The organism is Bartonella sp. F02 (genome assembly GCF_026929975.1).
Classification (GTDB): domain Bacteria; phylum Pseudomonadota; class Alphaproteobacteria; order Rhizobiales; family Rhizobiaceae; genus Bartonella.
In genome coordinates this window covers 189,820-203,111 of record NZ_JANHOK010000002.1, presented here as the reverse complement: position 1 = coordinate 203,111, position 13,292 = coordinate 189,820, and the positions used below count along the sequence as shown (strand labels likewise).

10 protein-coding genes are annotated in these 13,292 nt (G+C 35.6%); 2 read left to right on the top strand and 8 right to left on the bottom strand.

Annotated elements, in window-relative coordinates; all coding sequences use genetic code 11:
• Nucleotides 1-10: 10 nt before the first annotated feature.
• The 3 genes from NPY00_RS02345 to topA form a co-directional block, all read right to left on the bottom strand.
• On the bottom strand, nucleotides 11-1,183 hold the full coding sequence (locus tag NPY00_RS02345; RefSeq protein ID WP_269020420.1) for an MFS transporter: 1,173 nt from the start codon (nucleotides 1,181-1,183) through the stop codon (nucleotides 11-13).
• Between the two features lie 491 nt (nucleotides 1,184-1,674).
• On the bottom strand, nucleotides 1,675-3,720 hold the full coding sequence (rnr, locus tag NPY00_RS02340) for a ribonuclease R (RefSeq protein WP_329957995.1): 2,046 nt from the start codon (nucleotides 3,718-3,720) through the stop codon (nucleotides 1,675-1,677).
• Between the two features lie 214 nt (nucleotides 3,721-3,934).
• On the bottom strand, nucleotides 3,935-6,508 hold the full coding sequence (topA, locus tag NPY00_RS02335; RefSeq protein ID WP_269020419.1) for a type I DNA topoisomerase: 2,574 nt from the start codon (nucleotides 6,506-6,508) through the stop codon (nucleotides 3,935-3,937).
• A 238-nt stretch (nucleotides 6,509-6,746) separates the two neighbouring features.
• Here topA and NPY00_RS02330 point away from each other — a divergent pair, with 238 nt between their 5' ends.
• A complete protein-coding gene (locus NPY00_RS02330) occupies nucleotides 6,747-6,953 on the top strand; it encodes a hypothetical protein (RefSeq protein WP_269020418.1) in 207 nt (68 codons plus the stop codon).
• Here the strand turns inward: NPY00_RS02330 and dprA are convergent.
• Genes dprA through NPY00_RS02310 form a run of 4 tightly spaced genes read right to left on the bottom strand, consistent with a single transcriptional unit; the run spans nucleotide 6,883 to nucleotide 10,979 of the window.
• Nucleotides 6,883-8,100: a DNA-processing protein DprA gene (dprA, locus tag NPY00_RS02325; RefSeq protein WP_269020417.1), complete on the bottom strand. Its 1,218-nt coding sequence runs from the start codon at nucleotides 8,098-8,100 to the stop codon at nucleotides 6,883-6,885. The two genes, NPY00_RS02330 and dprA, sit on opposite strands and share 71 nt — an antisense overlap.
• The gene (gene plsY / locus NPY00_RS02320; RefSeq protein ID WP_269020416.1) at nucleotides 8,084-8,701 is read right to left on the bottom strand and encodes a glycerol-3-phosphate 1-O-acyltransferase PlsY; all 618 of its coding nucleotides are present in this window, start codon (nucleotides 8,699-8,701) and stop codon (nucleotides 8,084-8,086) included. Before plsY ends, dprA begins: the two co-directional genes overlap by 17 nt.
• A gap of 8 nt (nucleotides 8,702-8,709) precedes the next feature.
• Nucleotides 8,710-10,017 (bottom strand): dihydroorotase, encoded by a 1,308-nt coding sequence (locus tag NPY00_RS02315; protein WP_269020415.1) that lies wholly within the window; start codon nucleotides 10,015-10,017, stop codon nucleotides 8,710-8,712.
• A complete protein-coding gene (locus tag NPY00_RS02310; protein WP_269020414.1) occupies nucleotides 10,002-10,979 on the bottom strand; it encodes an aspartate carbamoyltransferase catalytic subunit in 978 nt (325 codons plus the stop codon). Before NPY00_RS02310 ends, NPY00_RS02315 begins: the two co-directional genes overlap by 16 nt.
• A gap of 115 nt (nucleotides 10,980-11,094) precedes the next feature.
• Here NPY00_RS02310 and NPY00_RS02305 point away from each other — a divergent pair, with 115 nt between their 5' ends.
• Complete coding sequence (locus tag NPY00_RS02305; protein WP_269020413.1) at nucleotides 11,095-12,723, top strand: acyl-CoA dehydrogenase family protein; 1,629 nt, start codon at nucleotides 11,095-11,097, stop codon at nucleotides 12,721-12,723.
• Here the strand turns inward: NPY00_RS02305 and ruvX are convergent.
• A complete protein-coding gene (gene ruvX, locus NPY00_RS02300) occupies nucleotides 12,708-13,187 on the bottom strand; it encodes a Holliday junction resolvase RuvX (RefSeq protein WP_269020412.1) in 480 nt (159 codons plus the stop codon). The two genes, NPY00_RS02305 and ruvX, sit on opposite strands and share 16 nt — an antisense overlap.
• Between the last annotated feature and the right edge of the window lie 105 nt (nucleotides 13,188-13,292).

The window sequence follows — 13,292 nt, the reverse complement described above, 5'->3', positions numbered from 1 at the left end:
CTCAAAAAAGTCAAGAGCTGATTATTTTTCTCATTAGTCGAACGAAAACTAAAATGACATATACACCAAAAAAACAAGCCATTGTTAAAGAAAAACCAAAGGGTTGAAAAAAATCCATTGCTTGACCAATGATTGTTGGGCCAACAAGCATACCTATTCCATAACAAAAAATGAAAGCAGAATTTGCAGCAGCAAGCTCGTTTCCTGTAAGGCGTGCACCTAACTGTGCAAGCCCAATTGTATAAAGACCAGCAGATACACCACCAAGAAGAAAGAGATCAAACATCAAAATTAATTTATATTCAGATATCCAAGGAACAATAAAAGTTCCCAAAAACCCAAAAATAGCACAACTTATGAGAGAATAACGCTTGTCTGATACATAATCACTTATAAAACTGATAGGGATTAAAAGTAAAACGCTTCCAAGTGCGAGAACTGCCATAAAATTTACAGCTTCATTTTCACTATAACCTATTGATAAACTAAAAGGTGTTATAAGCGTTAATGCTCCCATTTGGATAGCACCATAAACGAATACCGCCATGGTCGCTGTTGGAACGTGAAAAATATAAGAGTAAAATGCTACATGCTCACTATTTTGAAATTGAGGGCTTAATTTCCAAGCAATTAAAATTGGTACGGTAGCAATGGCAATAAGGATAGAACCCGTAGCAAAGGGGACAAAGCCTTGCATTCCTATTTTTGCGAGGAGTGTTGAGCCTATAGAAAACCCTAACCCTAATGTAATGGCATAGATAGAAAGAACTAAACTGCGTCTTTGAGGCGGTGCAGAACTGTTTATCCAAAATTCTGATAAGATAAACATAATTGTCATAGCAAAGTGCAACGTAAATCGTAAACTAAATACAATCCAGAGTGATTCAAAAAAATAAAAGCCTAAAAAACTAAGATATCCAATAATTATCATTATTAATATCGATTTTGCTACTCCAAAATATAAAGCAATTCGAGCAGCAAAAACAGCTGCGATGATTGTCGCAATTCCTCCAACTGTTCCACTATAACCAATAATACTATTTGAAAAACCTTTTTGAGCCATGAGTAATGAAACAAGCTGTGTTCCCATTCCCAGTGCTATACCAACAATACCAACAGTTGTAATTGCAGCGATAATTGCACGCCAAGGGTTACTTTGGAGATTAAGAGATTTATCTATCATGGAGATTTTTTAATTATAATCGTTGTATTTTTAATGGGTTATCTGATGTTCTACGAGAAAAAAGAAAATTTTGAGTTTTAAATATCTAATTTTTGAGAACATGTATAGAGTATTATCTAATCTAGAGTGTGTAGGTTTTGAAATAAAAGAAGAAAATGAAGCCACAATTATAAATTCTCCAATTAATTTCGGATATTAATGTTTTTAATTTCTATATAGAGTGTTTATTTCTTTAAAAAAGTCAGCTAAATGGTTATAGATAATAAATAATGCTTCATATGGAAGAATATAATAACAATAATATAAGAATAATAATTTATTTTAAAGTGACAAAAAGACACTATTTTAGCATTAATATTTGATTTTAAATTAAGATCTTCAGCAGATTATTCTCTTATTATAATAATTACTATTTAAATTATAATAATTACTATTTAAACAGATCGTAATAAAAGTCTTTATCAATTTTATTAAGATTTTTTTGTCAAGTATTATTTTCTTTTAAAAGAAATTCGTTTTTGTTTTTTTGCTATACGTTTATTTTTATGATTGGATGCCGCTGAAAAAGTTATTTTACGAGGTTTTGTTAAGATTTCAAAGCATAAAGCGCCAGCAAAAGGGCGTATTTCTACAAGTTTGATTTCGACGATATCTCCTAATTGATAGCATTTATGCGTTCGTTTTCCTATGAGAGCGTGGTGTGTTTCATCAAAATAATAATAATCATTTTTAAGTGTAGAAATGGGGACAAAACCATCAGCATTAAGTTTATCAAGAGAAATAAAAAGACCCGCTTTCGTAACTCCAGCAATGCGTCCTGCAAATGAATGACCAATTTTATTTGCTAAGTAGTGTGCTATAAGTCGATCAATCGTTTCTCTTTCTGCCATCATTGCGCGGCGTTCATATGAAGAAATTTGTGTAGAAATTTCGGCAAGTTTTTGTTCTTGTGTATCTGTTAGTATATCATCACCCAATTTGAGAGCTTTAATAAGAGCTCGGTGAATTATAAGATCAGCATAACGACGGATTGGTGATGTAAAATGTGTATAGTTGTGCAGATTTAATCCAAAATGTCCTATATTTTTAGGATTATATTCAGCTTGAGATTGTGAGCGCAAAATAACCTGATTGATTAATTCTTTTTGTTGTGTATTGCTAACTTTTACAAGAATATTATTAAAACGAGCTGATGTAAGTTCTTTTTCTCGAGAGAGAGGTATTCCTAAACTTGTAAGAAAGTTTCGTAACGTTTCTTGTTTTGCAAGCGACGGTTTTTCATGAATGCGATAAATGAAGGGTTGATTATGCTTTTTGAGTGTTTCGGCTGCTGCAACATTGGCTTGTATCATAAACTCTTCAATTAAGCGATGCGCTTCTAGGTGAGGTGGAACCACAACATCTTGAATGTGACCATTTTGATCAAGAATAATTTTCCTTTCTGCTATTTCTAATTCCAGTGGTTGTCGCTGATTACGCGCATTTTTAAGACTGAGATAAGCATTCCATAGTGGATGTAGAATATTTTCAAGAAGAGGAGCGGTTTTTTTATTAGTGTTTCCTTCAATCGCAGATTGCACTTCTTGATAAGAAAGTTTAGCTACCGTGCGCATGATAATCCGATGAAAACTGTGTTTGCGTTTATTACCATTGGCATCGAAAACCATACGGACAGCTAAAGCAGGCCGATCTTCTCCTTCACGAAGGGAGCATAGATTATTAGAAAGATATTCCGGCAACATAGGAATAACGCGATCAGGGAGATAAACAGAATTTCCTCTCTTAAATGCTTCTTGATCTAAACTGCTTTCTGCTTTTATATAATAGGAAACATCGGCAATGGCGACTATAATGATCCAACCATTACTATTTGTAGGATCTTGATCTTTGGTTGCATAGACTGCATCATCATGATCCTTTGCATCAGGTGGATCAATTGTAACAAATGGCAATTGTCTCCAATCTTCATGATTAATTGTGCTGATAGGTTTTTTCTTTTCGGCTTGTTCAAGAACTTCTTTAGGAAAAATATGAGGAATGTTCTTTGAAATAAGAGCAATCATTGAGAGTTCTTTTTCATTATCAATGTGCCCTAAAATACTTTTTATTGTTATATTTTTCCGTTTAACATTTTTATTTTTTTTGATTTCAACTTCAACGAAATCACCGGTTTTTATATTCATTGTTAGAGGTGTATCAATAATCAACTCATTGAATTTACGTTCTATTGGATCAAGTTGCCATTGGCCATTATCTAGTTCTTTTACTATAGCAAAAATAATTGTCTCTTGTTTATTAACTTTACGGATAATATGCCCTGTATAGGTATAACGATGAAGAGCTTTATTTGGAAAAATTTTGATAAGAATATGATCGCCGATTCCAACTTTTATTTTTTGAATACGACGAGAAGGAAGTATTTTGATATTTGGTTTTGAATCACTGTTCCATTCAAGAGGTTGAGCAACAAAGCCGCCATCGTTACTACGAGCATTAATTTTGACTAAAGCAACAGATGGAAATTCTTGTTTTTTCATGATTCTCTTACATTATTTTGATATTTAATTGTTATTTTTGTCATCACGCAATATATTTTTACCAAACTTAAAAATAATTCTTTATAAGTGATTTCATGTTCAGACAGGCCAGAAATTCTTAATGATAAAGAAAAGGCCTGCCTCATTGGATCAGTATTCAATATGAGATGATTTTTTAGATATTTCGCTTTTTCATTTTTAACTAAAATCACATTTATTTTGCTTTTGCAGAAGTTTTTTTCGGTGTTTTCTTTTTCTTGGGAGTTACTTTTTTAGTAGATGCTTTAGCTGATATAAGTTCTAATGCTTCTGAAAGTGTCACATCCATTGGATCTTTATCTTTTGGTAATGTTGCATTAATTTTTTCCCAATTAACATAAGGGCCATAGCGTCCATCGCGCACAGTGATAATTCCACCTTCTGGATGATCACCCAATGTCTTTAATGGAGGCTGTGTTGTTTTTTCTCGTTTATTTTTAGTGTTGTTTTTTTCGGCAAGCACTGTAACAGCACGATTGATACCAATATCAAAAACCTCATCAACATCAGAAAGAGTTGTGTATGCTCCATCATGTGCAAGATAGGGACCGTATCGTCCAATGGCTGCTGTAATAATTTTATTTGTTTCAGGATGAATTCCAACTTCACGAGGAAGAGCTAGTAAAGCTAAAGCTTTATTAAAATCAACATTTTCTAATTTCCACTTTTTAGGCAAACCTACACGCTTGCTTTCTTTTCCTTCACCGAGTTGAACATATGGGCCAAATCGACCATTGCGCAATGAAATGTCTTTTCCAGTTTCAGGATCGACACCAAGCACGATAGGTTCATCATTTCGTATAGTTTCGCTATTTTCTCCGGTATCTGATCCTAGCTGGCGTGTATATTTACACTCAGGATAATTAGAACAACCAACAAATGCGCCATAACGCCCTAATTTTAATGACAATTGACCATTTGCACAAAGGGGGCAAGAACGAATATCGCTACCATCTTCTCTCATAGGGAAAATAAGAGGAGCTAATGTTTCATTTAAAATATCAAGAACGTTGGTTATACGCAGTTCTTGAATATTGGTAATGGCAGCATTAAATCCATCCCAAAAATCGCGTAAAACATTTTTCCAAGAGAGTTTACCATCCGATATAAGATCAAGTTTTTCTTCAAGGTCCGCTGTGAAACTATATTCTACATAACGGTTAAAGAAATTTTCAAGAAAGGCTGTAACAATGCGTCCTTTGGCATCAGGGATAAGCTTTCTTTTATCTGTGGTGATATATCCACGATCAGAAAGTGTCGCCAACGTAGATGCATAGGTTGAAGGTCGACCGATTCCAAGATCTTCGAGCTTTTTAATTAAAGAAGCTTCTGAATAACGAGGTGGTGGTTCTGTAGAGTGTTGTATCGCCTCAACTTTTTCTTTTATAAGTGTTTCGCCAACATTAATTTTTGGCAAATTTGTTGTTTCATCTTCTTCATTATTATCTTCATTTCGTTGATCCGTATAGGCAGAAATAAAACCATCAAAACGAACAACCGAGCCTGTTGCACGTAGATTTGCTTGATTTTGATCTTGACGTGCTTCAATTTCAACGGTTGTACGTTCAATTTCAGCAGAACTCATTTGGCTAGCAATAGCGCGCTTCCATATTAATTCATAAAGTTTTGCTTGATCGCTATCAAGAAAATCACGAATTTGATTGGGATTTCTTTCAAAATCTGTTGGACGAATGGCTTCGTGTGCTTCTTGTGCATTTTTTGCTTTTGTTGAATAAATGCGTGGTTTTTCAGGAATATAATGATGACCAAAAGAATTAGTAATTACTTTTCGTGCAGAATCAATAGCTTCTGAAGCCATTCGCACACCATCCGTACGCATATAGGTAATGAGACCTGTTGTTTCACCATTAATTTCAATACCTTCATAAAGTCTTTGAGCAATTTGCATGGTTCGAGAAGCTGAGAATCCTAATTTTGAGGAAGCTGCTTGCTGTAATGTGGATGTTGTAAATGGTGGAGAGGGATTTCTTTTCGTCGGCTTTGCTTCAATACTTAACGTAGAATATTCCGCTTTGTCCAACATAAGGCGGATGTTTTCCGCTTGTTCTTGTGATTGAATATCGAGTTTGCCAAGCTTTTTGTTGTTAAATGCTGTTAATCTTGCGTGAAAGCCATTATTTTGAAGTGTTTTTAAATATGTTGTAATCGACCAATAATCTTCTTTGATAAAACGTTCTATTTCTGATTCGCGATCACAAATAATACGCAGAGCAACCGATTGAACACGACCAGCAGAGCGTGCGCCAGGTAATTTACGCCATAAAACAGGTGAGAGTGTAAAACCAACAAGATAATCAAGAGCGCGGCGAGCAAGATAAGCATCGACGAGTGCTAAATCAATATCGCGTGGATTGCTCATAGCATGAAGTACAGATTGTTTTGTAATCGCGTTGAAAACAACACGTTTAACAGGTTTATCTCCTAAAACTTTTTTTTGATTAAGGATATCAAGAATATGCCATGAAATAGCTTCTCCCTCACGATCAGGGTCAGTCGCTAAGATAAGACTATCTGCTTCTTTAACTGCTTTTGCTATTTCATTTAAACGTTTTTCTGAGGCAGTATCTATATCCCATTTTATCGAAAAGTCTTCATCAGGGAGCACAGATCCATTTTTCGCAGACAAATCACGAACATGCCCAAATGACGCCATAACTTTATATTGAGATCCAAGGTATTTATTAATTGTCTTCGCCTTAGCTGGTGATTCGACGATAACGATATCCATAATTTTATCCGAATGTTGAAATAAAAATTGTCTTTATAAACTTCTTTCACATGAATAGCTAATGACAATTGGTCAAGAGCATATAAAAAATAATTATACAACTTTTGATTGTTATTATGCAAAATACACCTTATAAGAGATAATATGATTTATTTTCTGCGGTTAACATAGAAAGCACGTAGTAAAATACTAATAATGTTTATTGAGAGGTGAGGAGAGTACACAAGGATAAGAAGATATGTTTATAAACCATTTAAAAGTTATTCAGTATATCACAGATATGTCAAAACAAATGAATCAGATGGCGCGTCAGGCTCATAGTCCTCTTTTAGCGTTACTTTTGGACATGGTAGCAGAAGAGGGACAAAGCATTCTTAATAGTGCTGAGGTTCTGGGAGAAGATTCGAATTCGACAATGACACATAACCACCAGAGTGTCGAATAAGCTTTCCAGCGAGGTCGAGCTCAACGAGTAAAAGGTAAAGATTTTGTAACGAAACGCCTGAGTGAATGCTAAGTGTATCTATATCAATTGGAGTCGTTGAAAGAGAAGACAAAACAGCCATACGTTCTGCGTCATTTCCAATTGAAGGAGGTTTTTCAGTTTTTGTATTAGATAAATTAAAATTTTCTCTCTGAAGTTGAACTGTGTCTGATTCTTTAAAAAAACTGAGTTGAGAATCAGTTGTATTGGGAATTAATGGTGTGAGTGCTTCTACAATGTCTGAAGGATGTGTAGAAAGCAGAGCTCCTTCTTTAATAAGATTATTTGTACCAATTGATCGAGGATCAAGCGGTGAACTGGGAATAGCAAAAATTAATCTTCCTATTTCAGTAGCTTGGCGTGCAGTAATTAAGGAACCTGATCGCATAGCTGCTTCTACAACTAAAAGACCCAGTGATAAGCCTGCGACAATACGATTTCTTCTTGGAAAGTCGATGGCTCGTGGTTTCCAGCCAATTGGCATTTCACTGATAACCGCTCCACCATTAGCAAGGATATCGTGATAAAGTTTTTTGTTTTCGGAAGGATATATGTGATCAATACCGCCAGCCATAACCGCAATTGTACCTGTTAACAGGCTTGCATGATGAGCAACGCTATCTATTCCACGTGCAAGTCCGGAAACAATTGTAAATCCAGCATGACCAAGAAAATGAGCAAATTGAGCAGTTAGTTTTTTTCCAGCAGCTGAAGCATTTCGAGAACCAACAATTCCAACAGAAGATTTATGAAAAACTGAAGAATCGCCTTTTATGGCAATAAGCGGCGGTGATGCTTCCATAGTTTTCAGAAGTGGTGGATAATCCGGTTCTCCAATCCCAACAAATCGAATACCTAATTGTTCAGCTTTGTGCATTTCTTTTTCAGCATCTTCTAATGTTGCTATTCGAATAGATGCAGAAAAACCACCTTTTTTGCTGAGTTCAGGGAGTGCAGCAAGGGCATTTTCAGCTGTTTTATAATATTCGATGAGATTACGAAAAGTAATAGCTCCAACATTTTCACTTCGTAATAAACGTAACCAGTTTAAACGTTGATTATCAGTGAGTAGAATTCCTTTTCTCGATTCCTCAGTTTTTACACTCAACTTTTATCTCTTTTCCAGATAATAATCTGCTAATGTTTGTATAATGTTTTATCATGACGAGCGCACTCATTGCTACCATGATGTAAGTAGCAAAGAGATAAGAGGAGAAAAAATAAACAAAAATAGGAACAATAACAATAGTAACAAGTGCGGATAATGAAGAGTAACGTGTTAATGAAAACAATAAGATCCACACACTGACAAAGATAATTGCTGCTGGCCAATAAAATCCAAGACATATACCTAAATAGGTGGCAACACCTTTCCCACCTTTAAACTTGAGCCATACAGGGAAAAGATGTCCTAAAAAGGCAAAAAATCCAGACCCAATAACAATAATTTCTTGGTGAGAAAAAAAATTTGTTATTAAAACGACAACAGTTCCTTTTAAGGCATCGCATAAAAGAGTAAGAGCTGCAATTTTTTTATTTCCGGTTCGTAAAACATTAGTGGCTCCAATGTTTCCAGAACCTATTGCACGTATATCGCCAAGTTTAGCAAATCGCGTAAACAGTAATCCGAATGGAATAGAGCCGCACAGATAAGATACAAGAAAAATAAACCACGTATGGAACTGAAAAAATATTTCTACTTCATTCATGAAAAATCTCATGGTGTGTTTGGGTCAAGTTTAAATACGGATTGACCTTTAACAAAAGTTTGGAGAACACGTCCTTGAAAATGTGCATTTTCAAAAGGTGTATTTTTTGAACGTGAATGCAACATATCGCCAGATAATACCCATGGTTCATCAAGATCAATTAAAACAAGATCTGCGTGAGTTCCTTTTGCTAAGGTTCCGGCATTCTTGAGATTAAAAAGTTTCGCGGGTGCTGTTGATAAAAGTTCAATTAATCGCAAAAGAGAGATACTTTGATTATGATAAAGACGTAGAGCTACACTTAATAAAGTTTCCATACCAATAGCGCCTGCTTCAGCATCTTGAAAGGGGACGCGTTTTACATCTACATCTTGAGGATCATGAGAGGAAACAATAATATCGACTGTTCCATCTTTTATGGCTTCAATCATTGCGATACGATCTTCTTCTGCACGTAATGGAGGCATTAAACGGAAAAAAGTACGGTATTCACCAATATCATTTTCGTTAAGAGATAAATGATTAATAGAAACACCTGCTGAAATTTTTGTATTACGCTGTTTTGCTAAACGAATCGCTTCTGCGGACATAGCTGTTGATATTTGTGCTGCATGATAACGTGTTTGGGTCAATGCGGCTAAGCGTAAATCTCTTTCTAGTGGTATGACTTCTGCTTCACGAGGAATGCCAGGAAGGCCAAGCCAGCTTGCAAGAAGACCTTCGTTTATAACACCTTGGTTTGTAAGATCTTCGTCTTGTGTTTCATGAATTAATACAGAATCAAAGTCGCGGGCGTATATCATTGCACGTCGCATAACAGAAGAGCTTTGAAGTGTTTTTTTACCTTCACTAAAAGCAATGGCTCCAGCATTTTTTAATAAACCAAATTCAGCTATTTCGTATCCTCTGAGACCTTGAGTGATAGCAGCAACTGGATAAATATTGACCAATGACATTTCATGTGCGGTTCGTTTAATAAATTCAACAAGTGCAACATTATCAATGATAGGTTGTGTATCTGGCATCATAAGAAAAGAAGTAATTCCTCCAGCTGCAGCAGATCGACTTGCTGAAGCAATTGTTTCACGATGCTCAGCTCCAGGTTCGCCAACAAAAACGCGAGCATCAACAAGTCCAGGTGAAATGACTTTGTTTTTTGCATCGATAATTTCTGCTCCTTCAGGCGTTCCTTGATTAAGGGCTTCTTTTCCAGCAGCTTGAATAAGGCCATCTTCAACAATAACTGTACCAACTTCATCGATAGATCGTGAAGGGTCAACAATACGAGCGTTTTGGAAAACTATCGATCTTGGCATTTTTTTTCTTTACTCCAGTTATGGCGCGAATCTAATAAAGCTTCCATAACAGCCATGCGTACAGCGATTCCCATTTCCACTTGTGTATGAATAACGCTTTGTATTCCATCTGCTATATCAGAAGCAATTTCTACACCTCGGTTTATTGGGCCAGGGTGCATGATGATACAATCATTTTTAGCATATGCTAAGTTTTCTTTATGTAAACCGAAGTGATGGAAATATTCTCGGATAGATGGAATAAAAGCACCTGTCATCCGTTCACGTTGTAAACGCAACATCATAACAACATCAGCGCCTTTAAGACCTTCTTTCATTGTGTTGAAAACTTCAACACTCATATCTTCAATTCCGATAGGCAATAGTGTTGAAGGAGCAATAACACGAACACGTGCTCCTAAAGCATTAAGGCAAATGATATTGGAACGTGCAACACGTGAATGCAAAATATCACCACAAATTGCAACAGTTAATCCTTGAATATAGCCTTTTGTCCGTTTAATGGTCAAAGCATCTAATAATGCTTGTGTGGGATGTTCATGTGAACCATCGCCTGCATTAATCACGGAACAATCAACTTTTTGTGCTAAAAGAGAAGCTGCTCCAGCACAACTATGGCGAATGATTAATATATCGGGATTTAATGCATTGAGTGTTGTTGCTGTATCAATTAATGTTTCCCCTTTTTTTACAGATGAATTGCTAATAGTCATATTCATCACATCGGCTCCTAATCGTTTTCCGGCTAATTCAAAAGAAGACTGCGTTCGCGTAGAAGCTTCAAAAAAGAGATTAATTTGGGTTCGTCCACGTAATGTCGATTTTTTTTTGTCAATTTTTTGAGAAAGAGTAACATTCGCATCGGCACGATTAAGTAATATATTAATATCCTGTACAGTAAGGTTTTTTATACCTAAAAGGTGCCGGTATGGAAAAATTGGAAAAAAAGTATTTTGAGTCATAGTATTCTTTTCTATAGATCTCTAAAGAGATTAAGCAAGCTTTTATCCTAATTTAATAAATATTTTTAATTGTAAAAAAACAAATAGTCTATGATTTGAATAATAGGAAAAACCTATGAGTGCTGTGTTTACGCAAAACATCCGTCAAAAAAATGCATTTCTTAATGATACGCTTATATTCCGTATCGCATCCACATTATCAACACCTTTATTAGCAGATTTTGAAGAAATAGGAGATTTTGTGTCTAGTCACGAAGCATGGGATCTATCTTATTTAGCGAATCGCTATCGTCCTTTACTGCGTCATGGGCAATATTGGAGCCAATCAAATGAACAATTAGAAATGCATCCTGCTTACCATACCCTTCAACAATATTCTAGAAAAGCAGGTTTAATGACTTCACTTTGGGAGAATACAACTTCAGAAAATGGAGTGCGTTATCAAGCACGTGCTATTCGTTTGGCATTATCTGCTGGTTTGGAAACAGGGCATTTAAATGAAATTTGTATCACAAGTGCGGCTATTGCGGTGTTAATTTGTGATTCGGAGTTATTTAAAAAATGGCAAAATGTTCTTTTATCACGTCAATATGATTTATCTTTTAAGCCTATTAATAATAAAAAGGGAGCTTCTCTTAGCTGTGCTTTTGATGATTTTGAAAAAAATGAAAAACGTTTTGTGGGTGTTCCAGCTGTTCAGAAAGTTTCTTATGATGAAAAGATAAAGCGTGATCTGTATCGTTTAAATACTGTTAAAACAAATGTTATTAATCCAATGGCTGATGGATATATTATTAGTGCAGAATTAGATGGTCATTTAAGTTGTTTTTTAGTCCCACGAATACAAGAAAATGGTGCATTAAATGGAGTTATATCCATTCGTTATTTAATAGAACGCTCTGGAGAGTACTCAGTTCCAGAAGGAGTTGTTGATTTTCAAAATAGTTATGGTTGGCTTTTAGGAAACCTCGGAGAAGGTTCTAAGGTAATCAAAGATATCGAAACTATGATGCGTCTTGATCAATCCACTATATCTGCAGGTGTTTTGCGAGCAGCACTTCAGTTTGGAGTCGATTTTTTAAGGAAAAAGATGCCAAATCAGCATTTTTCTCCTCTGACAGAGCGTATTTTTGCGGATATTGCTCTTGATATTGCTGCTTCACAAGCGCTAGTTTTACGTTTAGCACGAGCATTTGATAATGCTGCTAATGATCGTTCTGAAGCAGCTTTTGCTCGTATTATGACGCCTATTATTACGTGTCATATAAGTCAGTTGGTTGTTCCTATTGTTGGTGAGATTATTGCACAACTAGGTTTGGATAGTTTTGTGGAGAATAATCCATTATCGCAAATGTTACGAGATGGGCCTGCGCGAATAGTGAAAAGTAGTGGTGCTAATCAATTAGTAAAAGATTCAATTCTTATAGCAGATAAAGCACCCGGTTTATTTCAACAATTATTGGAAAAAATTGCTGTGGATATTGGGCCAGCAGGATCGCGAGCAATCGAAATTATTAAGTCTGCTGCTAAAATGGCTTCAGAAAATGAAGGGGCAGGGAGGTTTTTTGTTGAACAAATGGCTTATGCAGCTGCAGCTGCATCGTTGCGCCACACAGATATGGAGCATGTTGTAAATGCTTATATGGAAAGTCGTCTTGGAGGACAATGGAGATCATCCTACGGTATGTTGATTGCACGATATAATGCAGGACAAGTCTTAAATACTCTTTATCCTTCAGTTTGACGAAGAAGCTGAATTCTGTCGAGAGCGCCTTGCAGTATAAAAGAAGCAGCTGCTGAATCAATGCGAGTTGCTCTTTTTGCACGCGATACATCCATTTCTAAAAGGTAGCGTTGTGCAGCAACTGTGGATAACCGTTCGTCCCAAAAAACAAAAGGAATTTTCGTATACATGGCCATATTGGAAACAAAAGATCGCGTTGATTGTACGCGTGAACCATTACTTCCATCCATATTAACAGGTAAACCTATGATAGCGATACCCACATTTTCATTATTAAAAATTTGTACGAGTTTATGAGCATCAAGGGTAAATTTTTTTCGTTGAATAACAGGACGAGGATTTGAGAACATCAAACTGATATCGGAAATAGCAATGCCAATAGTTTTTGTTCCTAAATCTAAGCCTGCTATTGTTTGTGCAGGTAAAAGATGTGTGATAACTTCGTCTATATTAATAATGGTCATGCATTTATTTTATAAAGGATTTCGTAATATTTTTTTAGATTAGTATTTATTATGGGGTTTGAATATATAGATATCAAAATTTTTTGACGCTTATAAGGATACGTA

Excerpts from the sequence above, each read along its gene's own strand:
- NPY00_RS02345 (WP_269020420.1), bottom strand. The coding sequence starts at position 1,183 with ATGATAGATAAATCTCTTAATCTCCAAAGTAACCCTTGGCGTGCAATT.
- rnr (WP_329957995.1), bottom strand. The coding sequence starts at position 3,720 with ATGAAAAAACAAGAATTTCCATCTGTTGCTTTAGTCAAAATTAATGCT.
- topA (WP_269020419.1), bottom strand. The coding sequence starts at position 6,508 with ATGGATATCGTTATCGTCGAATCACCAGCTAAGGCGAAGACAATTAAT.
- NPY00_RS02330 (WP_269020418.1), top strand. The coding sequence starts at position 6,747 with ATGTTTATAAACCATTTAAAAGTTATTCAGTATATCACAGATATGTCA.
- plsY (WP_269020416.1), bottom strand. The coding sequence starts at position 8,701 with ATGAATGAAGTAGAAATATTTTTTCAGTTCCATACGTGGTTTATTTTT.
- NPY00_RS02315 (WP_269020415.1), bottom strand. The coding sequence starts at position 10,017 with ATGCCAAGATCGATAGTTTTCCAAAACGCTCGTATTGTTGACCCTTCA.
- NPY00_RS02310 (WP_269020414.1), bottom strand. The coding sequence starts at position 10,979 with ATGACTCAAAATACTTTTTTTCCAATTTTTCCATACCGGCACCTTTTA.
- NPY00_RS02305 (WP_269020413.1), top strand. The coding sequence starts at position 11,095 with ATGAGTGCTGTGTTTACGCAAAACATCCGTCAAAAAAATGCATTTCTT.
- ruvX (WP_269020412.1), bottom strand. The coding sequence starts at position 13,187 with ATGACCATTATTAATATAGACGAAGTTATCACACATCTTTTACCTGCA.